Origin of the sequence: Pseudomonas sp. GD04058 (assembly GCF_029836855.1) — a bacterium.
GTDB classification, from domain to species: Bacteria; Pseudomonadota; Gammaproteobacteria; order Pseudomonadales; family Pseudomonadaceae; genus Aquipseudomonas; species Aquipseudomonas bharatica.
Map to the genome: position 1 here is coordinate 16,580 of NZ_JAOECN010000007.1, position 22,377 is coordinate 38,956.

A 22,377-nucleotide genomic window follows, 5' to 3' on the forward strand; every position below is an offset into this window, starting at 1 on the left:
TGCCCGGTGGCTGATCGGGGCTGATCATCACATGCAAGGGTGGTCTGGTACCTGATCCATTCAAGCGGACACGGACCTGTGGGAGCTGGCTTGCCAGCGATCAGGCCCGACCTGGCAACATCATTGCCCTTGCCGGCCTCATCGCTGGCAAGCCAGCTCCCACAGGGGGCGGGGTGCTCTCAGGGGCGGTAGCCCTGGCTCAGGAGCCAGCTGCGCAGGTATCGCTGTTGTTCCGGGCTCAGATGGGCCAATACCTGGTCTGCCGGCTCGCTGTGCAAGCGACTCACCAACGGCGCCAGCTCCACCCCGTTCAAATGCCAGATCCCCAACGGCTGGTCCGGGCTGATCACTACCTGGGCAAGATCGACAAACCCATCCCGCAACACCGGCGCCTGCTCGACCCGCAGGTCATCGAAACACGCCTCGGCATGCACCGGCTCGCCATCCGGCCATTGCCGACGCACCTGCCAGAACGGCTCCTGCGCCCAGCGCCGTTCCTCCAGATAGAAATCCCGCCCCAGCCGGGCGAAGCGCCAGAACAGGTGCTCGACCCGTTGCTGGTGGAACCGCAACGCCAGCTCACGCCGCTCGGGATGAACCAGCAGGGTGTTGATCACCGTCGGCGCCTGCAGCGCCGAGGACAGCGACTGGAAGATGCCGTTGCCCGACAGCGGATCCACCGCCATTGCCGCATCCCCCACCCGCAACCAGTTCTCCCCGCCACACACGGGCGTGAGGATCGCCGTACTGCTGCGGGCATGCAGCTCAAGATCCTGCTCCTGGTCGTTGTCGAAGAACGCCCGGGCCAACACAGATTCCCAGCGCCGCTCTCGACAGAAATCCAGCAGCGCCGCCTTCTCCGGCAACGGCGTGGCACTGACATCCAGGGTCCATTGCCAGTAGCACCGGCCATCCGCCTGCCGGGCCATCCACATCCACCCATCAGGCTGGCTTTCCACCGCACTGGCGCTTTTGCCGGGCGGGCCTTGCCAGCGATTGAGCAGGCTCAGGGTCTCCGGGCCACGGGCGGCACGCCCATGAGATCTGTCGTGCTGCGGGGCCTGGCGGCCACGGGCTTCGACATGAAAATCAGCGACCAGCGAAGGCGCACCCTCAAGCTCGATCAGGCTGCGCCCCGCCTCCTGCCGGACACCCAGCACCCGCGCTTCGATCACGGCGATACCAGCGGCATGCAGGTCGTCCCGCAACCCCTGATCGAAGCGCGGACGATCCAGCAGGAATTCGACATTGCGGTTCTGCGCCTCGCTGTTCCAGCGCGAATGGCGCCGCGACGGCTCGCCCGCCACCGCCAGCGCCTGAGTCAGACCGACGCCACGCAACGCCTCCAGCACTCTTTGCGAGACGCCCTCGAGCGCCGCAAAACGCCGCCATTCACTGACCACGCTGACATCATGGCCAAGCCGCTTGAGACCAAGGGCAACCGCCGCGCCCGCCGGGCCGGCACCTAATACGACAATGGATTTCAAGCACGTCCTCGATATTCACGACCACGGTAATGAGCGTTGTGCAGCAGCCAGGCCATGACCAGGGCATTGCTTGCATGGGGCTGGTCACGCAGGAAGGCGGCGATATGCCCGGTGAGCGCCGCACAACCGAAACTGGCGCCGGACAGCGGGCTTTCCTTGGCCCGCACGCAGGCGCCGAAATCAGCCTGGGGCGTGTCCAGCCAGCTCCACTCGTCGCGCTGGCAACGGGCATCGCCGGTAATGCGCAGCACGCCGGGATAGGCAGCGGGATAGACCGGCGCCCCCTGCGCAGGCGTCGAAGCGCAGATCAGCACGCCGGCATTCTGCGCTGCCTCGCAGGCCTCGCGCAGGGCCGGGCGGTCCTCGCGCAGGCCAAGGCTGAGATTGATCAGGCGCACACCGCGCATCACCAGCCATTCGATTCCGGCAGCGACCTGCAAGGCACTGGTAACACCGCGCTCGTCGAAGACCTGGGCGACATGGATCGGCATGTCGCCAGCCCCGGCAGCGATCAGCTCGACCACCGCGCTGCCATGGCCCAGGGCATCGTCGCGAACCGGCTGCTCGCTGACGCCGACAGCCGCCAACTGGAAGCGCCGCGACTCGGCCACCCGCGCCAGGGGCGCGCCGCTGTCCACCACGCCAATGCGCACCTCAGACATGCCCGGCCTCCCGTGCGCGCAACTGGCCGTCGTGCAGGACCAGGTGCAGATCGGCATTGGCCAGGGTCGAGGGGCGATGGCTGACCAGGATCCGTGTGCGGTCAGAAAAGAGTTGGTCTATTGCGGCTATCACTTCGCGCTCCGTGTCTTCATCGACTTGTGAGGTGGCTTCGTCCAGTACCAGCAGCAGGGGATTCTGGAGCAATGCCCGGGCAATGGCGATACGTTGTTTCTGACCACCGGAAAGCTGTTGCCCGCGCTCGCCCAGCGGGCTGTCCAGGCCCTGCGGCAAGCTGGCGACCAGGCTGTCCAGTCGCGCCAGCCGGGCCACTTCGGCAACGGCTTCGCGACTGGCATGCGGAACACTGTAGGCGATGTTGTCGGCCAGGCTGCCGCGGAACAGCACGATATCCTGGCTGACCACCGCCACGCACCGACGCAGGTCATGCAGATCGAAATCTCTCAGGTCCGTGCCGCCCAGCAGGATCCGGCCGGACTGGGGATCATGGAAACGTTGCAACAGGTCGATCAGGGTCGATTTGCCGGCACCGGACATGCCGCTCAAGGCGACCTTGCAGCCATGGGGAATATTGACCTCGACGTTCTGCAACAGTGGCGGCCGCCCCGAATGGGCGAAGCACACTCCGCGCAATTGCAGATCTCCACGGCCGGGCACCGGGCAGGCCTGGGCAGGGCTTTCCACTTCCGGCAGCACCCCGCGCAACTCCATGACCCGGCCGAGGCTGACGCTCATGCGCTGCATCGCTACATACAGCCCAAGCAGGCTCTGCACGGGGCCGACCGCCATTCCCAGGTACGTCGAAAAGGCAATCAGGGCACCCAGTTGCCAGGTGCCCTGCACCACCCAGTAACCGCCCACCAGGAATGCGCAGGCCCGGGACAGCGAGGTCAAGGTTCCGGGCACCGCCTGGGTGAAGAACTCGGTGACCTGCAGGCGCAGCAGTTGGCTCATGTAGCCCTGGCCCAGGCCATCGAGCCGGCGCGCCTCACGCTGCTGCTGCCCGGCGGACTGGATGAACTTCATCGCCGGCAGGGTCTCCACCAGGAACGACGAGACGTCCGCCGAGCGCTCGCGCAACTGCCGCACCTCGCGCTCGACCTTGCGCCGCATCCAGCGCAGCCAGAGCACGTCCAGCGGAATCAGGAGCAAGGCCAGCAGCGACAGTTTCCACGACAGCATCAGCAGCATGCCCAGGGCACAGACCAGTCCAAGCACGCTGGACACGGCGGAAAACAGCGAGTCCACGGCAAAGCGCTGGATCTCCGCCACATCGCCATCCAGCCGCGACATCAGGTCGCCCAGGCGGCGCTGGGCGAAGAAGCCCGGCGAGAGACGCTGCAGGTGGCGATACAGTTCATCGCGCAGGGCAAACAGGATGCGCCCCGAGAGGCGGGTATGCAGGTAGCGGTTGAGCCCTGACAACAGGGTGCCGAGGATACCGGCGAGGATCATCGCCCCGGCGATCAGCACCAGCTTCGGGAAATCCTTCGCCAGCAGGCCGTCGTCAATCAGCAGCTTGGTCAGCCAGGGCTGCACCAGCACCACGGCCGTGGCACACATCGACAGGCCCAGCAGGCCAAGGATCGCCAGGCGATGGGGGCGAATGAATCCATACAGCCAGTGGAGTGCATCCTGCAGGGCGGGCCGGTCCTGATGGTCGATCAGACGGCTGAGCAGGCGTTGCATCACGGATTCATCTGCTTGAGCTTGCGATACAGCGTGGCGCGGCTGATGCCCAGGGCAGTCGCGGCGGCCGTGGCGTTGCCGTGGTGACGATCGAGGGCCTGGCGGATCAGCTCGAGCTGATTATCGCGCAGGCTCTCGTGCCTGGCCGGTCGTTCGCCGCCACGCAGTTCGTCGAGCAGGTTGTCGGGGACATGATCGAGACCAAGCACCTGCTCACCCGCCTCGCGCATGGCCAGCAGCAGGCGCAGGCTCATTTCCAGTTGCCGGATATTGCCCGGCCAGTGATAGCCGTGGAGCAACTGCGCCAGCTCGTCGGACAGGCCCACGCCCTGCCCGCCGAGGCGGGACAGCAGGCTGTCGATCAACGCCGGCAGGTCGTCTCGCTCGCGCAGCGCCGGCAAATTCACGCTGATGCCGTTGATGCGGTAGTAGAGGTCTTCGCGGAAATGCTGGTCCTGGACCTGGCGCTTGAGGTCGCGGTGGGTGGCGCAGATCAGGGCGATGTCCAGGTCCTGCTCCTGGGCCGCGCCCAGCGGTGCCACCTTGCGCTCCTGCAACACCCGCAGCAGTCGGGCCTGGAGGGCCAGGGGCATATCGCCGACCTCATCGAGGAACAGGGTGCCGCCATGGGCCTGTTGCAGGCGCCCGACCATTCCGCCGCGGCGCGAGCCGGTGAAGGCGCCTTCGCGGTAACCGAACAGTTCCGACTCGATCAGCCCCTCGGGAATCGCCGCGCAGTTCACCGCGATGAAGGGCTTGCCGGCACGGGCGCTTTCCTGATGCAGGGCGCGGGCGACCACTTCCTTGCCGCTGCCGGTCTCGCCCAGCAGCACCACCGGCAGATCGTTGGCCAGGCCCTGGCAGGCCATGCGCAGGGCGCGGGCGAAGCGAGCGTTGCCAGCGCCAAGAACTTCCAGGGACGGCGTGGTGGATGCCGGGGCATTGCGCCGGGCCGTCGCCGGTACCGACAGCGCCAGCGGGCGCTGCGGCACGTGCAGGGTCTTGTAGTGGAAGGCGCCCTTGGCGGTTTCGACACTGTCGCACTGCCCCTGCTGCAGGCGCGCCAGCCACTGCTCGATGCGCAGGCCCAACAGGCTGTCGCAGCATTGTCCGACCAGGCCGGCGCGGTCGCTGCGCAGCAATTGGCAGGCCTGGTTGCTGACGGCAAGGATACGTCCGTCGAGGCTGACCGCAAGCAGGCCCTGCCAGCAGGAATCGAGGTACTGCCGGCGATTGTGGAACGCCAGGACGATCTGCTCCGGGAAGCTGTTCATGAACAGGCGGCTCTCGATCTGCATCACCGCCAGGGCCAGTAGCGCGGTGCGATCCGGCAAGCGGCCGAGGGGGCCTTGGCGGGTCAGGTCGAGCACGCCCAGTAATTCCCCTTGCGGGCAATGGATGGGCACCGAGGTGCAGGAAAAGTCGCTGAGGCGCTCGAGGAAATGCTCGCCGCAATCGATCTGTACCGTGCGCGCTTCCACCAGCGCGGTGCCCAGGGCATTGGTACCGCGGGCCGCCTCGCTCCAGCAGGTGCCGGGTGCGATATCGCCGAGGCCGCGCTGCTTGAGCACGGCGGACTCGCCCTGGATGGTGAGGATGGTGGCGTCGGCGTTGGCGAGGATCACCAGGCTGTCCTGGCCCTGCCGTGCGCCGAGATAGTCCAGTTCGGCGGTAGCGGCGTCCAGCAGCGGGCGGTTGTTGGCCAGCAGCAGGTCGAGGCTGGCGGCCGAAGTCAGGGCGACTTCCTGCCCGGCGTTACCGGTAACCCCATGACCGAGGCTGCGACGCCAGGAGGCATCGATTTCGGCCCGAAGAAAACCGTCGGGCAAGCGGCCCTCGATCGACAGGCGTTCCCTGGCAAGACGCGGGTTCGAGGTCGGGGCGGTTTTTATTGTGCTCATCGGCGGCTCCGGGTCGGATATCCGATACAAGCAAGACCTGCGCCAGATCAGGCGGGTAACACTTCCTTGAGGGCTTGTGGTGTTGCTGATGGCCCAATCGCTGGCAAGCCAGCTCCCACAGGGTTAGCACTGTTCTTACGAGCAGCGCTGTACCTGTGGGAGCTGGCTTGCCAGCGATTGGGCCACCACAAAAGTACGAGTATAACCCCGTTACAAAAGCCCCAGCGCCTTGGCCCGGGCCACGGCCTGGGTGCGCCGTTCGACTCCGAGCTTGCTGTTGATATGGCTGGCATGGGTTTTCACCGTATGCAGCGAGATGAACAGTTGCTCGCTGATTTCCTGGTTGGAACAACCCTGGGCAATCAACTTGAGGACCGACCTTTCGCGCGCGCTCAGGGTGTCGGCTCCGGCGCTTTCCTGGTTGGGCAGCAATCCCAGCAGGCTGGCCTGGACCGGCCCCGCCGGCTGGGCCTGAAGCTGCTCGCGCAGCCACTGCGGATGCCCGGCAAGCAGGCGCTGGAAGGGTTGCAACGCCCCGCCCCGCGCTGCTTCGAATGCCTGCAGCAAGCGCTCGCGCGCCTCCACCTGATCGCCCTGTGCCAACAACAGGCCGACCTGCTGGCACAAAGCGGTCACGCAAAGCAGTTGCCCGCCACTGGCCTGCCCACGATTGACCAGGGCCTGCAACCGCTGCCCGGCCTGGGCGCTCCGGCCCTGGGCCTGTTCGAGCAAGGCCTGCTGTAACTCGATATGCAACGGCAACAGCGGGTGGAATTCCGGCGCCGCTGCGGCTTGCTGGCCGCCATAGGTCTGGCTCAGGCGCAGCAACCAGGACTCGGCGAGATCGTTGCGCCCTTGAGCCAGCCACAGCTCGCATTTCACCAGGGTGATCATCGCCAGGTAGAAGATCGGCGGCACGTCCCAGATGTGCATCAACCGTTCGGCCTCGGCCAGTTCGGCGAAGGCCTCGGCGAAGCGCCCTTCGCGACCATCGAGGGTCGCCAGGGCGCAATGGCCGATGAGCACGCTGATGTCGCGACAGGCCCGGGCCTCGATCAGCCCGGCGCGCAGGCGGCTGCGACCGGCCTCCGGCTGCAGGCGTCCGATCAGCAGGTAGCCTTCGTAGAGCATCAACCGCGCACGCACCGCGTACAACCGCTGGGAAGAAAGGCCACGCAGCCGCTGCAGGCCCTGGCTCACCTCGTCCATTGCCCGCAGTACTTCGCCCCGCGCATGCAGGACGCGAGCGCGGTCGTAATGGGCCAGCGCTTCGAACAGCGGGTTGCCGACCCGTTGCGCCAGCTCCAGGGCTTCGCGGTTCCAGCCGCGGGCACGCCAGAAATCGGCTTCGGCGATGGCCAGATTGGACAATGTCGACAGGCACATCAGGCGCTGCCCGTAGCGCTTGTGCGGCAGACTCTGCAGGGCCTGCTCGCAGTAGGACCGCGTGCGCTCGCGGTCACCGCGACCGCGGGCGATGATCCCGCTCAGGGCCAGCCATTGGGCGAGCATGGATTTCTGCGCCGTGGCCGACGGCGCCGGAAGGAAACGACTCAGGTGGCTGGCCAGCTCTTCGGCGGCATCCAGTTGGCAGGCCAGGCCCAGGGCCCAACTGTACAGGACGATCAGCCGCGGGGTGCTGATGAGCAGGCTGTCGGGCAGGTCCATCTTCCAGCGCAGGAGCATGCCCACGTTCTGCTCGGCCAGCAGTTGCTCTTCGGAAAGGTTCTGCACCAGGTTGGCGGCCACGTCCAGGTGCCCGGCCCGCAGGGCCTGTTCCACCGCTTCGTCGAGCAGGCCCTGGCTGTGGAACCAGCGGCAGGCGCGCAGGTGCAGGCTCGACAGCGGCAGGCTGGCCTGGCGGGTGCGCAGCAGGTCGGAGAACAGATGGTGATAGCGGAACCAGTAGCCATGCTCGTCCAGCGGCACCAGGAACACCTGGTGCGACTGCAGGAAACGCAGGATCTCGCTGCTGTCATGGCTTTCCCGCAGGGCGTCGCAAAGGTCGGCGCAGAAACGGTCCTGGCAGGCGGTGTCGTTGAGGAAGGCCTGGACCTCGGGTGGCAGGCAGTCGATGACTTCTTCCAGCAGGTAATCGCGGATCAGCCCTTCGCCGCCGTGCAGCGCCTGGGGCAGATGGTTGTCGGTCCCCGACTCGTTGGCCGCCAGCAGCCAGAAACGCAGGCCGGCGACCCAGCCGTCGCTGCGCTGCACCAGGTTGTCCAGGGCCTGGCCGCGCAGCAGGGTTGGATGCTGGCCGAGCACGGCGAAGGATTCGTCGGGGGTCAGGCGCAGGTCCTGCTCGGTCAGTTCCAGCAACTGGCGCGACAGGCGCAGGCGTGCCAGGTGCCAGTCCGGACGCAGGCGACTGGTGACCAGCAGGACCAGGCCCGGCGGCAAGTGATTGAGGAAAAACTGCAGGCAGCGATCGAGCACGGGGCCCTGCGCCAGGTGATAGTCGTCGAGGACCAGCAGGATCGGCGCAGCGTTTTGCAGATGGACGGCCAGCTCGTCCAGCAGCCCGTCGAGCCACTCTTCGAAGGCGAAGGGCTGATGCCGCTGACGCATCTTCAGCAGGCCGAGCGCCTGGGCGCCCAGGCTCGGGCAGTGCTGCTGAAGGCCTTCGAGCAGGCGCTCGAGGAAACGGCCGGGATCGGCATCGCGCTTGCTCAGGCCCAGCCACAGGCTGCGCCACTGCGTGGGCAGGCTTTGGCAGAACTCCACCGCGAGGGAGCTTTTACCGAAGCCGGCCGGCGCATTGACCAACAACAGGCGGCCGCCAAGGCCGGCCTGCAGTCGCTGGCACAGGCGTGCCCGCGGCACATGCCCTTCAGGCAGCGGCGGCCGGTAGAAACGCCCCTCCAGCGCAGATACGGTCTGGCCGGGGAATCCTTGCGTGCTGGACAGATCGGTCATGGCCGGCTCGTTTGTTGGAAGTCTCGGCGACAGGGATTGCCGGAGACTAGCGGTTTACCCGGCACATTTGAAGGCGATTGCAGCAGGTAAGCCAAAAAAGACTACAACAAGAAGCAACAGGAATGACATTGATGGGGGGCAAGGGATGATTGCCTTGCAGGGAGGATCGAGGGTGTTGCTGATGGCCTCATCGCTGGCAAGCCAGCTCCCACAGGTCCTGTGGGAGCTGGCTTGCCAGCGATGAGGCCCGAGAGCCCCACACAAATCAAAACGCCCCGGCAAGCCGGGGCGTTCTGGGGGATCACACGGAGTAGGTGAAACTTAACGAATACCGCTCTGACGCAGGGCCGCCGGCTGGAAGTCAGCCTTGGAGGCGGTGAAGCCGAAGTCGTAGGCTTTCTTCTCTTCGTTCTTCATGCCCAGTGCCAGGTAACGGCCCGATTGCAGGTCGTAGATGGCCTCCAGGGTGTACCACGGGACCTGGACGTTGTAATAGTCCTGGGCATGGGCCTCGGACACACGCCACAGCTGGCCACGGCCGTCATACTGGTCGATCACCGCGGCTTGCCAGGTGTCCTCGTCGATGTAGAAGTCACGCTTGGCGTAGATGTGCCGCTGGCCCGGCTTCAGGGTGGCGACCACGTGCCAGACACGGCGCAGCTCGTAGCGGGTCAGGTCCTGGTTGATATGGCCCGGCTTGATGATGTCGGCGTACTTGAGGGTCGGCGAGTCCAGCTTGTAGGCGTTGGAGGCGATGTACATCTCCTTCTTGCCTTCCAGTTTCCAGTCGTAGCGATCCGGCGCGCCGTTGAACATGTCTAGGTTGTCGGAGGTGCGCAGACCATCGGCGGCGGTACCCGGACCGTCGTACGACACTTGCGGTGCCTGGCGTACCCGACGCTGGCCGGCGTTGTAGATCCACGCCTTGCGTGGCTCCTTGACCTGGTCGAGGGTCTCGTGGACCAGCAGCACGGTACCGGCCAGACGTGCCGGGGCGGTCACTTCCTGCTTGAAGTAGAACAGCACGTTGCCCGGGTTGGCCGGATCGAAGTCCTTCATCCGGTCGCGGAAAACGAACTGGTCAGCGAAGTACACCAGACTGTAGCTGCCGTTCTGCTGCGGCGTGGCCTGGGTTACCAGGCGGGACACGCTGCCACCGCGATAGCGGGTGATGTGGTTCCAGATGACTTCCACACCGCTTTTCGGAATCGGGAACGGCACGGCGACCTGGAAGTTGTTCAGGCCGTTGCCGCCTTCGACCAGGGTGGTCGCGGTGGCGTTCTTCTTGATCGCGGCAAAGACGTCGTCCGGTACGGTGGCGCCGCGGTGGGTCTTGTATACCGGGATCTTGAAGGTGTCTGGATAGCGCTTGAGCATGGCGATCTGCCCAGGAGCCAGCTTGTCCTTGTACTGCTCGACGTTCTGCGCAGTGATGGTGAACAGCGGCTTGTCGGTACCGTAAGGATCGGACAGGAAGCCCCGGGCATCGGCGCTGCCGGCGGTTTTCGACAGCGGCTCCCACGGGCCGATGGAGCCATCGGCGTTACCGGCCTTTTCCGCACCCATCGGAGTCAGGGTAGTGCCCAGCTTGGCGGCTTCGTCGGCGGAAACTGCGGCCATCACGCTGCTCGCCAGCAGGGACAGGCCCAGTACGCCGGCTTTCAGCAAAGTCTTGGTGCTTTTCATGGTCATGTGCTTCTTCCTGGAAAATGCGCTTAGAAGTTCACGCCGAAGCTGAGGGCGACGAAGTCGCGGTCATCCACGGTGCTGTACTTGCCGTCGAAGAAGTTGGTGTACGACAGGCTGACGTTGTAGGTGTTGAGGTAGTCGGCATCCAGGCCGAGGCTGATCGCCTTGCGACCTTCCTCGAAGTTGCCGCCAGGGCCAGGCGAGTAGCCGTCGACGTCGTGGGACCAGGCCACGCTCGGCTTGAGGTTCACGCCTGCGAACACGTCCGGGTAGTCCCAGATCGCACGGCCGCGGTAGCCCCAGGAAGTACGGGTGGTATAGCCGTCGTCTTCGCAGTTGCGCGTAAGGTTGGCCGTGGACGCTCCGTTGGCGGCACCGGCGATGGTGTTGGTGTTGAGCACCGCGCAGGTATTGCGGCCCGCGGTGGCTGGCAGAGGGCCTGGGCCGAAGACCGGGTCACGGCCGTAACGCACCTTGTCGCTGCTTTCCAGGCCACCCACCACGGTCATGCCGACTTCACCCACCAGCGTCAGGCGGCTGGCGCCCATCACCTGGTCGAAGAAGTGCGTGAAGGTGGTTTGCAACTGGGTCACTTCCTTGCGGCGGTAACCGTGCAGGTCCTGGCCCGGTTGGCCCTTGAGCAGGGATGCGTTGCTCAGGCCGAATGCCGGTGGCAAGGCGGTGACGCCGGCATACAGGATGTCGGTGGTGTTCAGCTGTACCGGAGCATTGGGACGGTAGCTGATCTCGCCGCTCCAGGCGGTACCGGTGGGCAGCGTGGTGGAGAAGCTCAGGCCGTAGAGACGGATGTCTTCCGGGTACTCGACGAAGTACTTCGAGTTGCCGGCGACGATGACCGGAGCCAGGGCCCCCGATGCTGCCGCTGCCGTGTAGGCCGCCTGCGGCGCGCCGGTTGCACTGAAGATCGGCGCCCGGCTGTGATAGTTCATGGCGTACAGGCCGAACTCGGTGTTCAACGGCTCGAACATGTAGCGCAACGCCACACCGAACTGCCCGCTGTCGCGTGCGTCGCGGTCAGGTCCGCGGGCGACTTTCACCCCTTCTTCGTTGACATCGATGCCCCGGCTGCGCAACAGCGCCTGCACGGGTGCCGACAGGGCACGACTGCTGGACAGTACGCGCAGGTTGTCGGAGCAACCATCGGCAATCACGTCCGGCTGCGAGAAGAAGGTGCCGCAGTTGTCCACTACGGTCTGGTCCCATTCGAGCTGGTAGAAGGCCTCGGCCGAGAGGTTGTCGGTCAGGCTCTGGGAGAAATAGAACATGTTGACCGGGATCAGGCCTTCCTTGATCTCGGAACCCGGGCGACGGAACGCGGCCACGTCGATCGGGTTGATGGCGTTGATGCCGCTGCCGATGAAGGTACTTTCACCCCAGCTCACCACCTGCTTGCCCAAACGTACCGAGCCCGGCTGATCGGCAATGGAGTAGTTGTGATAGACGAATGCGTCGAGAATCTGCCCGCCGGAGGACTGTGCCCCCTCCTTGCGGTTGGAGTCGCTGATGTCCTTGAACTCGCGGTGCTCGTCCTTCAGCTCGAAGTCATACCAGTACTTGCCGCGCACGAAGACACCGGTGTCGCCGTATTTCAGCTCCAGGTCATGGATACCCTTGAAGATCTTCGAGAAGGTTTCACCGCGCTTGAAGTTCAGGTGACCGTCGTCGGAGGTCTGGGACAGACCCTTGCCGCCGTTGTTCACCCCGATCAGGTTCTTGTTCGGGCTTTGCGTGGACCAGCTGGCGCCGACCGACAGCGACGAGTCGAAGCTGCCCTCGATCTCCCCGATGTTGAAACTGACCGCGAATGCAGGGCTTGCAAGCGTAGAAGCGAGGCTGACGGCCAGGGGCAGTTTTGCCCGGCGCCAGAACAGATTTACTGATGTCATCGACGCTACTCCATGTACTTTATTTTTATGGCAGTGAGTCCTTCAAAGAAACGAGGCCGATCGGTCGCCAGTTGGCAGGGCGTGTCGGTTGCGCAGTTGCGCGGTCCCCATTCCTCAAAATCCCCTGACCCGACTATAGCCAGCAGGTAGTAGTGCTTGATCCCTCTAAAGTGTGATTTGCACATCACCCTCGCCCGTGCTGCTGCCAGAGCGGACGACACGAGGACTGGCCGGGCAAAGAATGGCTGATATTTTTCATTTCACAAGGCCGCGAAGCGTCTGCAACACGGCTCGCGCCGGCCAGGGCGCGAGCCGGAGCGGCTCAGAGGGTGGAAAGAAATGCGCTGTTGCTGGCCTGCCATTCGATGATGTCGACGCGGATGCGCTTCTTGTCCAGCTTGCCGACGCTGGTCTTGGGAATTTCGGTAAAAACGGCGATCTGGCTGGGGATCGCCCACTTGTTGATATGCCCCAGCTCGACGAACGGCTTGAGGTGCTCCTTCAAGACCCGGGCGTCGATGCTGGCCCCTTCGTGCACCACCAGCAGGGCGAACGGGCGCTCGCCCCACTGCGGATCGGCAACGCCCACCACTGCCACCTCGCGCACTGCGGCATGGCGGCTGATCAGGTCTTCCAGGTCCAGTGACGAGATCCACTCGCCACCGGTCTTGATCACGTCCTTGATGCGGTCGCGGATATCGATCACGCCCATGGCGTCGAGGGTGGCGACGTCACCGGTATGCAGCCAGCCACCGGCCCACAGTTCCTCGCTCTTCTCCGGCTCGCGGAAGTAGCCCATGGTCAGCCACGGCGCCCGCAATACAAGTTCGCCCTGGGACTCGCCATCGGCGGGCAGGAAGTTGCCGTCGCCATCGATGATCGCCGCTTCGACCAAGGGTACCGGCACGCCGGCCTTGATCCGGTAGGTGATGCGCTCGTCCTCGCTGCCGGCAAGCAGCTCTTCGTTGAGGTGGGCGCAGGAAATCAGCGGGCAGGTTTCCGACATGCCGTAGGCCGCCGTCAGCTGGATGCCACGGGCCTTCGCCGCTTCGTACAGGGCACGGTTCAGCGCGCTGCCGCCGATAATGATCTTCCAGCCGCCGAAGTCTTCGTTCTGCGCGGTCTTGCAGTGCAGCAGCATCTGCAGGATGGTCGGCACGCAGTGGGAGAAGCTGACTTTCTCCTCGCGCCATAGCCGGACCAGCATGTCCGGCTCGTAGCGCCCGGGATACACCTGCTTGAGCCCGAGCATGGTGGCGACGTAGGGAATGCCCCAGGCATGCACGTGGAACATCGGGGTGATCGGCATGTACACGTCGTCGGTGCCGAGCAGGCGCACGCTGTCGATGCTGCCGGTAACAGTGGCCACGCCCATGGTGTGCAGGACCAGTTGCCGATGGGTGAAGTACACCCCCTTGGGGTTGCCGGTGGTGCCGGTGGTGTAGAAGGTGGTGGCGACGGAATTCTCGTCGAAATCCGGGAAATCGTAGTGAGGGCTGGCGGCGGCCAGCAGTTGCTCGTACTCGCCCACCAGGTTGGGCAGTTCGGCGGTTTTCTCCTCGCCGTCGGTCAGCAGCAGGGTGTTTTGCACCGTGGTCAGTTGCCCGGCGATGGCCTGGTAGAGCCCGACGAAATCGCTGTTGACCAGCACGAAGCGGTCTTCGGCGTGGTTCATGGTGTAGAGGATCTGTTCGGGCGACAGCCGCACGTTGATGGTGTGTACCACCGCGCCGATCATGGGGATGGCGAACATGCATTCCAGGTAGCGATGGCTGTCCCAGTCCATCACCGCCACGGTGTCCCCGGCCTTGACCCCGGCCTCGGTGAGGACGTTGGCCAGGCGCGCGATGCGCTCGTTGAGGGTCGGGTAGCTGTAGCGCAGCTGATCGCGATAGACGATCTCGCGGGTTTTCTCGTAGCGGCTGCCGGACATCAGCAAGCGCTTGATCAGCAGCGGGAACTGGTAGGCACCCTGGGCGGGGGCAATGACACGAGTCTGCAACATGGGAATCCCTTTTCTGGAGTTGCACGAGGCATTGGACACAGGGTCCTTACTCTAGAACGGGGCTGCGGCGGCAAAATCAGCCAAAGGAATGATTTGGCCGCCTCCCGACCCGACGGGCACGCCGTCGGGCGCTTCGGTCAGCGCATTTCGCTGAAGGCGATCCTGATTCCCAGGGCGATCAGCACCGCCCCCATCGCACGGTCGAACCAATGCCCCATGCGGGCGAAGGTGGCGCGCACACGGGCCTGGCTGAACAGCATCGCGACCAGGCAGAACCAGAGGCCGGTGGCCAGGGCCAGGTAGACGCCATAACCGGCCTGGACCAGCAGCGGGGTGTGCGGGTCGATGACCACGGTAAACAGGGACAGGAAGAACAGGGTCGCCTTGGGGTTGAGGCCATTGGTCATGAAACCGGCGATCCAGGCCGCCCGTGGAGTGCGCTCGACCGTGGAGACCTGGACCGCCTCGCCGGCGGCGGCCGGACGGGCGCGCAAGGCCTTGAACCCGATGTACACCAGATACGCCGCGGCGGCCCATTTCAGCGCATTGAACAGCATGATCGACTGCGACACGATCAGGCCGATGCCCAGCAGCGAATAGCCGACATGCAGGAAGATCGCCGTGCCGACGCCAAAGGCGGTCCAGGTACCGGCGCGGCGGCCGTGGGTAACACTTTCCCGCACTACCACGGCAAAGTCGGGACCGGGGCTGGCCACGGCGAGCAGGTGGATGAGTGCGACGGTGAGGAATTCTGCCCAGTACACGAACGGAGGCTCCTGGTGAGGAAGAGGGTGCTTACCTTAACACTTTGTTACAACATCGGTGGTAAGGGTGACTTCACTGACGTCATCGCTGGCAAGCCAGCTCCCACAGGGTCCGTGTGCACCGCTCCACTGTGGGAGCTGGCTTGCCAGCGATGAGGCCAGTGAAGTCACTACAAAATTTGACTCTCCCCCATGGGTCAGCCTCCATCCTGCCCTGCTTTCCAGCAGGAACCCATCATGACCCAACGCATCCTCATTCTCCTCGGCCACCCGTCCCGCGACAGCTTCTGCGCCGCTCTCGCCCGGCAGTACCGCGACACAGCCCTGCAGGCCGGCCACGAAGTGCGCCTGATCAGCCTCGGCGAACTGGACTTCGATCCCATCCTGCGCCAGGGCTACCGCAAGCCCCAGCCTCTCGAGCCGGACCTGCTCGACGCGCAACAGGCCATCACCCGGGCCAGCCGCCTGGTCCTGGTCTTTCCCATCTGGTGGGGCGGCATTCCGGCGTTGCTCAAGGGCTTTCTCGACCGCGTGCTGCTCCCGGGCTTTGCCTTCCGCTACAAATCCGGATCACCCTTCCCGGAAAAACTGCTCGCCGGCCGCCACGCCCATTTGCTGGTGACCATGGACACGCCACCCTGGTATTACCGCTGGATATACGCGATGCCCGGCCTGCACCAGATGCGCCGCACCACCCTGGCCTTCTGTGGTATCCGCCCGGAAAAGACGTTAACGTTCGGCCCTCTTCTCTCGTCCACACCCCAGCGGCGCCAGGCCTGGCTTGCGAAGACGCACGCCCTGGCCCAGCGTTGAAAAGGATCTTCGATGTATATCGGCGAAGCCGCCCGCCTGTCCGCGACCACCGTCAAGACCATCCGCCATTACGAAAGCATCGGCCTGCTGCCCAAGCCCCGACGCCATGGCAAGTACCGGATCTATGACCAGCACGCCGTCGAGTTGCTGGTGCTGGTCAAGTGCGCGCAGAAGCTCGGCTTTACCCTCAGGGAGATGCAGGCTCTAATGGCCAACGACCAGACCGGCCGCGACAGCATCCGCGCGGCCATTGCGGCAAAGAGCGCGCAGGTGCAGCAGCGGATCGACCAACTGCAACGCCAGCTCGCCGACCTGCATGCCTTCGACGCTAGTCTCCAGCAGATTCCCGACAGCTGTTTCCATCTCTGAATTTTCCAGGAGCCCCGCCATGACCCACGCCGTCTTTCTCGACCACAGCTCGCTGGACCTGGGCGATCTCGACCTCAGTGGCCTGCGCGAGAGTTTCAGCCGCCTGGACGTGCACGCCGCCACCGCGCCGGAACAGGTGGTGGAGCGTTTGCAAGGCGCCAGCGTGGCGATCAGCAACAAGGTGCTGCTGGACGCGGCGGTGATCAAGGCCTGTCCCGACCTGAAGCTGATCCTGGTGGCTGCCACCGGCACCAACAATATCGACCTGCAGGCCGCCCGCGAGCGCGGCATCGTCGTCAGCAATTGCCAGGGCTACGGCACGCCGTCGGTGGCCCAGCACACCCTGGCCCTGCTGCTCGCCCTGGCGACCCGCCTGCCGGATTACCAGCGAGCGGTGGCCGACGGCAAGTGGAGCCAGGCCAAACAGTTCTGCCTGCTGGACTTCCCTATCGTCGAGCTGGAAGGCAAGACCCTCGGCCTGCTCGGCCATGGCGAACTGGGCGGCGCAGTGGCGCGCCTGGCCGAGGCCTTCGGCATGCGCGTGCTGATGGGCCAGTTGCCCGGCCGCCCGGCGCGCAATGACCGCCTGGGCCTCGAAGAACTGTTGCCGCAGGTGGATGCCCTGACCCTGCACTGCCCGCTCAACGACAACACGCGCAACATGATCGGCGCCGCGCAACTGGCCTTGCTCAAGCCCGGGGCTTTCGTCGTCAATACCGCCCGCGGCGGGTTGATCGACGAACAGGCCCTGGCCGACGCCCTGCGTTCCGGGCACTTGGGCGGAGCGGCCACCGATGTGCTGACGGTGGAGCCGCCGGTCAACGGCAATCCGCTGCTGGCAGCCGATATCCCGCGCCTGATCGTTACTCCGCACAGCGCCTGGGGCGCGGTGGAAGCGCGCCAGCGTATCGTCGGTCAACTGGCCGAGAACGCCCGGGCCTTCCTCGCCGGAGCGCCGCGCCGCGTGGTCAGCTGACAAAGGCCGGCTTCTGCTAGAATTCGCCCCCTTTTTTCTCAGGAGCCGCCGTCCATGGACCCGCGCAGTGAAGTGTTGCTTCGTCAGGCCGATCTGTTCACCGGCCCGCTGCTGCTCGCCGGCTTGCCCGCCGACAGCCTGCTGGGCAGCTTTGCCCAGGCGCATGGCTGGAGCTGGCATGCGGGCGACCAGGCACTGCTCGATGCACGTTTCGCCGGGCGCAGCCATTACGGGGTGGAAGTACCGGACGTCGCCTTCGAGGCGGCCGTATTGTTCCTGCCCAAGTCCCGGGACCTCGCCAACTATTTGCTCAACGCCCTCGCCTCGCGCCTGGGCGGGCGCACCTTGTACCTGGTCGGTGAGAAACGCGGCGGCATCGAGGGCGCGGCGAAGCAACTGCATGCCTTCGGCAAGCCACGCAAGCTCGACAGCGCCCGGCACTGCCAGCTCTGGCAGGTGACGGTGGATAACCCACCGGTGGCGCAGCCGCTGGACAGCCTGGCCCTGCGCTTCGAGCTGCCGCTAAGCGATGGTCCGCTGCAGGTGGTCAGCCTGCCGGGGGTATTCAGCCATGGCCGCCTGGACCGGGGCACGGCCCTGTTGCTGGAGTATCTGGACGGCCTGCCGACGGGCCATGTGCTGGATTTCGGCTGCGGTGCCGGGGTGCTTGGCGCGACCATCAAGCGGCGTTATCCACAGAGCCGGGTCACCCTGCTCGACGTCGATGCCTTTGCGGTCGCCAGCAGCCGCCTGACCCTGGCCGCCAACGGGCTGGAGGGCGACGTCATCAGTGGCGACGGCATCGACGCAGCCCCGCGTGCGCTGAATGTGATCCTGAGCAATCCGCCCTTTCACACCGGCGTCCACACCAATTACCAGGCCTCGGAAAACCTGTTGAGAAAATCTGCCGATCATCTGGGAAAAGGTGGGGAAATGCGCCTTGTGGCGAACAGCTTCCTGCGCTATCCGCCGCTGATCGAAGCGGCCCTGGGCAACTGCGAGACACTGGTCCAGGCCGACGGATTCAAGATCTACCGGGCATTGCGCAACTGAGAAACAGCGCTTGCACAAACCGATCGGCGCGGGCAGAATCCGCCCCGTCCTAGGGGAGTAGTCTCCCGCGAGCGCCCTGCTCGCATGGTGCGACGTCAACATACTTGGTCCACAGACCATGGCGCGCACGACCCACGATCCGCACCAGACGGATCCAGGGTTTGACAAGACCTATGACACGCACACCTTACCCGGGGCGGGGAGGTCGTACGTGTCATAGCCGTGTCGACCCGCCCCCGTAGGAATCCTGATGCTGGAATCGCTGCTCGTCCCCACCGGAATCGTTGCCCTCGCTGAAATCGGCGACAAGACGCAACTGCTTGCCCTCATTCTCGCCGCGCGCTTCCGCAAGCCCTGGCCGATCATCGCCGGCATCGTTGCCGCGACCCTTGCCAACCATGCCGCCGCCGGTGCCGTCGGGGCCTGGGTGGGCAGCTTCTTCAGCAATGTCACCCTGCACTGGATCCTGGCCGCGAGCTTCCTCGCAACCGCCGCCTGGACGCTGATTCCGGACAAGATGGACGATGACGAAGCCAGTACCGCGAAGCGCTACGGGCCGTTCCTGACCACGCTGATCGCGTTCTTCCTGGCCGAGATCGGCGACAAGACCCAGGTCGCCACGGTGATGCTGGCGGCGCAGTATCCGCATCTGATCATGGTGATCATCGGCACCACCCTGGGCATGCTGATTGCCAACGTGCCGGTGGTATTGGCGGGCAACTTCGCCGCGGAAAAACTGCCGTTGACCCTGATCCGCCGACTGGCGGCGAGCGCGTTCGCGGTGCTGGCGCTGATCGCCGTGTATTCGGCGATGCAGGCCAGTGGCTGGGTGGGCTGAGGCGATCTGACGGGCTGCACAAAACCCTGTGGGAGCTGGCTTGCCAGCGATTTGGCCCGACCCGGCAACATCATTGCCCGGGCCGTCCTCATCGCTGGCAAGCCAGCTCCCACAAGGGCAGAGTAGGCTGGGAGATTTATTTTTTCGCCTGCTCGTACAGCGGCATCACCTTCGGAATCGCCGCCTGCAACGAGGCAATGCGGCTATCCGAGGCCGGGTGGGTGCTCATGAACTCCGGCGGTGCCTCGCCTCCCGAGGCCTGGGCCATCTTGTTCCACAGGGTGATCGCGGCGTTCGGGTTGTAGCCGGCACGGGCCGCCAGCTCCAGGCCGATCAGATCGGCCTCGTTTTCGTTGCTGCGGCTGTTGGGCAGGGTCAGGCTGTACTGCACGACGGTGTCCGCAAGCTGCAGGCTGTCTTCACCCAGGCCGAGCAAGGCTCCCGCGCCGGAACGCGCCATCTGGATGCCATAGGCCTTGGACATCGCTTCGCGCCCGTGCTCACGCAAGGCGTGGGCGATTTCATGGCCCATCACCGCGGCGATTTCATCGTCGGTCAGCTTCAGCTTGTCGATCAGGCCCGTATAGAAAATGATCTTGCCGCCAGGGCCGCAGTTGGCGTTGAGCTCGTCGCTCTTGATCAGGTTGACCTCCCACTGCCATTGCGCCGAATCCGGGCGGAATTTCGGCGCCTGGGCGATCAGGCGATCGGCGATGGCCTGGATCCGCTTGGCATTGGCGCTGGTCTTGTCCAGCACACCCTTGCCGGACGCCTCGCCGAGGGTCTGCTGGTAGGACTGGGCGTACATCTGGTTGACCTGGTCGGTCGACAGCATGCTGAACATGTACTGCTTGCGCTCGACCCCGACCGCGCCGCCGCTGGTGGTGTTCACCGCCTGGCAACCGGCCAGGATCGAAGCGCCCAAAGCACCGACAACAATCAATCTACGCATGAAAAAACTCCGTTCTGACATGGGCCGTATCCTAGGACGGTGCCAGTGATCGCGCCACAACCGTAAGCAAAGATTTCTCTCAGACCGCCTAATGATTTAGTGGTTTCGCGCCGATAACAGCGGAGCAAGGCGACCTTCCCCTGCGTTCGGAGCTCCCATGAAGTTCAAGTCGATCCAGTTTTCCGTTGCCGCCCTGGCGGGCGCTATCGTGTTGAGTATCGTCGCGGCACTGGTGCTGTATGCAGTGATTTCCGGGGCCCGGACCCAGGACCTGGTGGAACGCCGGACCCAGGAGCAGTTCGATGCGGTGATCGAACAGCGCCTCACCGCCCTGGCCCAGACCCAGGCCAGCCAGATTCTCCGGCGCCTGGAAGCGCCACTGCTGATCACCCGCGGCATCGCGACCGCCAATGCCCAGATCGGCCTGAAGGACGAAGCCGGCAACTCGCGCCTGAAGATCGAGCGCGAGCAGTTGATCGGCCTGCTCAAGCAGACCCTGGTGGATAACCCGCTGCTGCTGGGCACCTATGTCGCCTGGGAGCCGAATGGCGTCGACCGTAATGACGGCAGCTATGTCGGGACCACGGTCGAAGGCATCGATCCAGCCAATGGCCGCTTCCAGCCCTGGTGGTACCGCAATACCGACGGCAGCCTCGCCCTTGAGAAGCTGGTCGACCTGAGCAACGACACCCTGCTCTCCACCGGCGTGCGCGCCAGCGAGTACTACCTGTGCTCGAAGGAAAGCAAGCGGGCCTGCGTCATCGACCCGGCGCCATACAAGGTCGGCGACAAGATGGTGATGCTCGCCTCCTTTATCCAGCCGATCCTGGTCGACGGTCAGTTCCACGGCATCGTTGGCGCCGACCTGTCGGTGAACTTCATCCAGGACCTGCTCAAGGCAGCCGACGCCCAGCTCTACGACGGTGCCGGCGAGCTGGCGCTGGTCGCCAATAACGGCCGCCTGGTCGCCTACACCAGGGACGAGGGCAAGTTCGGCGAGAAGGCCAGCGATGTCCTGCCCGCCGCCGACACCGCCGGCCTGGGCAAGCTGAGCGGCGACGCGCTGCGCTATGAACTGGACCGTGATGCCGGGCAGATCCGTCTGTTCCTGCCCTTCCAGATTGGCGATACCGCGCAGCGCTGGACCCTGCTGATCGACCTGCCGCTGAGCGCGGTGATGGCCGACGCCGAGAAGATGCAGAACGAACTGAGCGAACAACGCCGCACCGACCTCACCGGCATGACCCTGGTCGGTCTGGCCATCGCCGCCCTCGGCCTGCTGGTCATCTGGCTGCTGGCCCACGGCATAGCCCGCCCGCTGCGGCAGATGGTGGCGATGCTCGACGATATCGCCCAGGGCGAAGGCGACCTCACCCGCCGCCTGCACAGCGACCGCGCCGACGAACTGGGCTCGATCGCCAAGGGCTTCAACACCTTCCTTGGCAAGCTGCAGACCATGATCAGCCAGGTGGTGACTTCGGTGCAGAAGGTCAGCGACTCGTCGGAGCACACCGCCGACATCGCCATCCGCACCAACCAGGGCGTGCACAAGCAGATGGCGGAGATCGATCTGGTCGCTACCGCCGTCCATGAAATGACCGCCACCGCCCAGGACGTCGCGCGCAATGCCACCCACGCCGCGCAGGCCGCGAGCAACGCCGACCAGGCGGCCAACCAGGGCCTGTCGATCGTGCGCGACACCTCGCAGTCCATCACCGCGCTGGCCGACGAGATCGGCCGCGCCGTGGGCGTGGTGCAGACCCTGGCCCGGGACAGCGAGAACATCAATGCGATCCTCGTGGCGATCCGCGCCATCGCCGAACAGACCAACCTGCTGGCTCTCAACGCCGCCATCGAAGCAGCCCGGGCCGGTGAGCAGGGGCGTGGTTTCGCCGTGGTCGCCGACGAAGTGCGCAACCTGGCGCAGAAAACCCAGCAGGCCACCGAAGAAATCCAGCAGATGATCCAGCAACTGCAGCAGGGCACACGCGATGTCGTGCGAGTGATGGAGGACAGCCAGGGCAAGACCGACATCAGCGTGCAGCAGGCGGCGAAGGCTGCGGATGCGTTGGAAAGCATCACCCGCGCAGTGTCGGTGATCAATGACATGAACACCCAGATCGCCAGTGCCGCCGAGGAACAGAGCGCGGTGGCCGAGGATATCAACCGCAACGTGATCAATATCGGCCAGGTCGCCAACGAAGTGGCCGGCGGCGCCGACGAGTCGAGCAGCGCCAGTGCCGAGCTGACCAAGCTGGCCGAGCAGCAGCGCCGGCTGATCAACCAGTTCCGCGTTTGATTCAGCCGCAAGCTGCAAGCCATAAGCTGCAAGAAAAA

The 22,377-nt window shown here is 65.0% G+C and carries 16 protein-coding genes; 6 read left to right on the forward strand and 10 right to left on the reverse strand.

Annotation, left to right across the window (positions count from 1 at the left end):
• Positions 1–179: 179 nt before the first annotated feature.
• The 9 genes from N7650_RS08235 to N7650_RS08275 all read right to left on the reverse strand — a co-directional run bounded on the left by N7650_RS08235 (position 180) and on the right by N7650_RS08275 (position 15,039).
• Positions 180–1,487, reverse strand: a complete 1,308-nt coding sequence (locus N7650_RS08235; protein WP_279897795.1) for an FAD-dependent monooxygenase — start codon at positions 1,485–1,487, stop codon at positions 180–182.
• Positions 1,484–2,149: a S8 family serine peptidase gene (locus N7650_RS08240; protein WP_279897796.1), complete on the reverse strand. Its 666-nt coding sequence runs from the start codon at positions 2,147–2,149 to the stop codon at positions 1,484–1,486. The genes N7650_RS08235 and N7650_RS08240 overlap by 4 nt, the downstream gene beginning before the upstream one ends.
• Complete coding sequence (locus tag N7650_RS08245; RefSeq protein WP_279897799.1) at positions 2,142–3,857, reverse strand: ABC transporter ATP-binding protein; 1,716 nt, start codon at positions 3,855–3,857, stop codon at positions 2,142–2,144. Before N7650_RS08245 ends, N7650_RS08240 begins: the two co-directional genes overlap by 8 nt.
• Complete coding sequence (locus N7650_RS08250; protein ID WP_279897801.1) at positions 3,857–5,758, reverse strand: sigma-54-dependent Fis family transcriptional regulator; 1,902 nt, start codon at positions 5,756–5,758, stop codon at positions 3,857–3,859. The genes N7650_RS08245 and N7650_RS08250 overlap by 1 nt, the downstream gene beginning before the upstream one ends.
• Positions 5,759–5,968: 210 nt before the next feature.
• The gene (locus N7650_RS08255) at positions 5,969–8,674 is read right to left on the reverse strand and encodes a LuxR C-terminal-related transcriptional regulator (protein WP_009405876.1); all 2,706 of its coding nucleotides are present in this window, start codon (positions 8,672–8,674) and stop codon (positions 5,969–5,971) included.
• Positions 8,675–8,995: 321 nt separating this feature from the next.
• A complete protein-coding gene (locus tag N7650_RS08260; protein WP_037062082.1) occupies positions 8,996–10,360 on the reverse strand; it encodes a DUF1329 domain-containing protein in 1,365 nt (454 codons plus the stop codon).
• Positions 10,361–10,389: 29 nt separating this feature from the next.
• The gene (locus N7650_RS08265) at positions 10,390–12,270 is read right to left on the reverse strand and encodes a DUF1302 domain-containing protein (RefSeq protein ID WP_009405880.1); all 1,881 of its coding nucleotides are present in this window, start codon (positions 12,268–12,270) and stop codon (positions 10,390–10,392) included.
• A 322-nt stretch (positions 12,271–12,592) separates the two neighbouring features.
• Entirely contained in the window at positions 12,593–14,275 is a 1,683-nt protein-coding gene (locus N7650_RS08270) for a fatty acid--CoA ligase (RefSeq protein ID WP_279897805.1), read from the reverse strand.
• 137 nt (positions 14,276–14,412) lie between these two features.
• Positions 14,413–15,039, reverse strand: coding sequence for a LysE family transporter (locus N7650_RS08275; RefSeq protein ID WP_009405884.1), 627 nt, complete (start codon positions 15,037–15,039; stop codon positions 14,413–14,415).
• 237 nt (positions 15,040–15,276) lie between these two features.
• On the opposite strand from N7650_RS08275, the gene N7650_RS08280 reads away from it, so the two are divergent.
• The 5 genes from N7650_RS08280 (at position 15,277) to N7650_RS08300 (ending at position 19,088) form a co-directional block, all read left to right on the forward strand.
• Positions 15,277–15,852 (forward strand): NAD(P)H-dependent oxidoreductase, encoded by a 576-nt coding sequence (locus N7650_RS08280; RefSeq protein ID WP_279897808.1) that lies wholly within the window; start codon positions 15,277–15,279, stop codon positions 15,850–15,852.
• A gap of 12 nt (positions 15,853–15,864) precedes the next feature.
• Positions 15,865–16,221: a MerR family transcriptional regulator gene (locus tag N7650_RS08285; RefSeq protein WP_279897810.1), complete on the forward strand. Its 357-nt coding sequence runs from the start codon at positions 15,865–15,867 to the stop codon at positions 16,219–16,221.
• A 19-nt stretch (positions 16,222–16,240) separates the two neighbouring features.
• Entirely contained in the window at positions 16,241–17,197 is a 957-nt protein-coding gene (locus N7650_RS08290) for a 2-hydroxyacid dehydrogenase (protein ID WP_279897811.1), read from the forward strand.
• 54 nt (positions 17,198–17,251) lie between these two features.
• The gene (locus N7650_RS08295; RefSeq protein ID WP_279897814.1) at positions 17,252–18,250 is read left to right on the forward strand and encodes a class I SAM-dependent methyltransferase; all 999 of its coding nucleotides are present in this window, start codon (positions 17,252–17,254) and stop codon (positions 18,248–18,250) included.
• 253 nt (positions 18,251–18,503) lie between these two features.
• A complete protein-coding gene (locus N7650_RS08300) occupies positions 18,504–19,088 on the forward strand; it encodes a TMEM165/GDT1 family protein (RefSeq protein ID WP_170395132.1) in 585 nt (194 codons plus the stop codon).
• A gap of 136 nt (positions 19,089–19,224) precedes the next feature.
• Here N7650_RS08300 and N7650_RS08305 read toward each other — a convergent pair whose 3' ends face one another.
• On the reverse strand, positions 19,225–20,040 hold the full coding sequence (locus N7650_RS08305) for a M48 family metallopeptidase (RefSeq protein WP_037062075.1): 816 nt from the start codon (positions 20,038–20,040) through the stop codon (positions 19,225–19,227).
• A 157-nt stretch (positions 20,041–20,197) separates the two neighbouring features.
• Between N7650_RS08305 and N7650_RS08310 the strand changes: the two genes are divergently transcribed.
• Entirely contained in the window at positions 20,198–22,339 is a 2,142-nt protein-coding gene (locus N7650_RS08310) for a methyl-accepting chemotaxis protein (protein WP_279897818.1), read from the forward strand.
• Positions 22,340–22,377: the final 38 nt, after the last annotated feature.

Excerpts from the sequence above, each read along its gene's own strand:
- N7650_RS08280 (WP_279897808.1), top strand. The coding sequence starts at position 15,277 with ATGACCCAACGCATCCTCATTCTCCTCGGCCACCCGTCCCGCGACAGC.
- N7650_RS08260 (WP_037062082.1), bottom strand. The coding sequence starts at position 10,360 with ATGAAAAGCACCAAGACTTTGCTGAAAGCCGGCGTACTGGGCCTGTCC.
- N7650_RS08285 (WP_279897810.1), top strand. The coding sequence starts at position 15,865 with ATGTATATCGGCGAAGCCGCCCGCCTGTCCGCGACCACCGTCAAGACC.
- N7650_RS08290 (WP_279897811.1), top strand. The coding sequence starts at position 16,241 with ATGACCCACGCCGTCTTTCTCGACCACAGCTCGCTGGACCTGGGCGAT.
- N7650_RS08295 (WP_279897814.1), top strand. The coding sequence starts at position 17,252 with ATGGACCCGCGCAGTGAAGTGTTGCTTCGTCAGGCCGATCTGTTCACC.
- N7650_RS08265 (WP_009405880.1), bottom strand. The coding sequence starts at position 12,270 with ATGACATCAGTAAATCTGTTCTGGCGCCGGGCAAAACTGCCCCTGGCC.
- N7650_RS08305 (WP_037062075.1), bottom strand. The coding sequence starts at position 20,040 with ATGCGTAGATTGATTGTTGTCGGTGCTTTGGGCGCTTCGATCCTGGCC.
- N7650_RS08270 (WP_279897805.1), bottom strand. The coding sequence starts at position 14,275 with ATGTTGCAGACTCGTGTCATTGCCCCCGCCCAGGGTGCCTACCAGTTC.
- N7650_RS08250 (WP_279897801.1), bottom strand. The coding sequence starts at position 5,758 with ATGAGCACAATAAAAACCGCCCCGACCTCGAACCCGCGTCTTGCCAGG.
- N7650_RS08240 (WP_279897796.1), bottom strand. The coding sequence starts at position 2,149 with ATGTCTGAGGTGCGCATTGGCGTGGTGGACAGCGGCGCGCCCCTGGCG.
- N7650_RS08245 (WP_279897799.1), bottom strand. The coding sequence starts at position 3,857 with ATGCAACGCCTGCTCAGCCGTCTGATCGACCATCAGGACCGGCCCGCC.
- N7650_RS08310 (WP_279897818.1), top strand. The coding sequence starts at position 20,198 with ATGAAGTTCAAGTCGATCCAGTTTTCCGTTGCCGCCCTGGCGGGCGCT.
- N7650_RS08255 (WP_009405876.1), bottom strand. The coding sequence starts at position 8,674 with ATGACCGATCTGTCCAGCACGCAAGGATTCCCCGGCCAGACCGTATCT.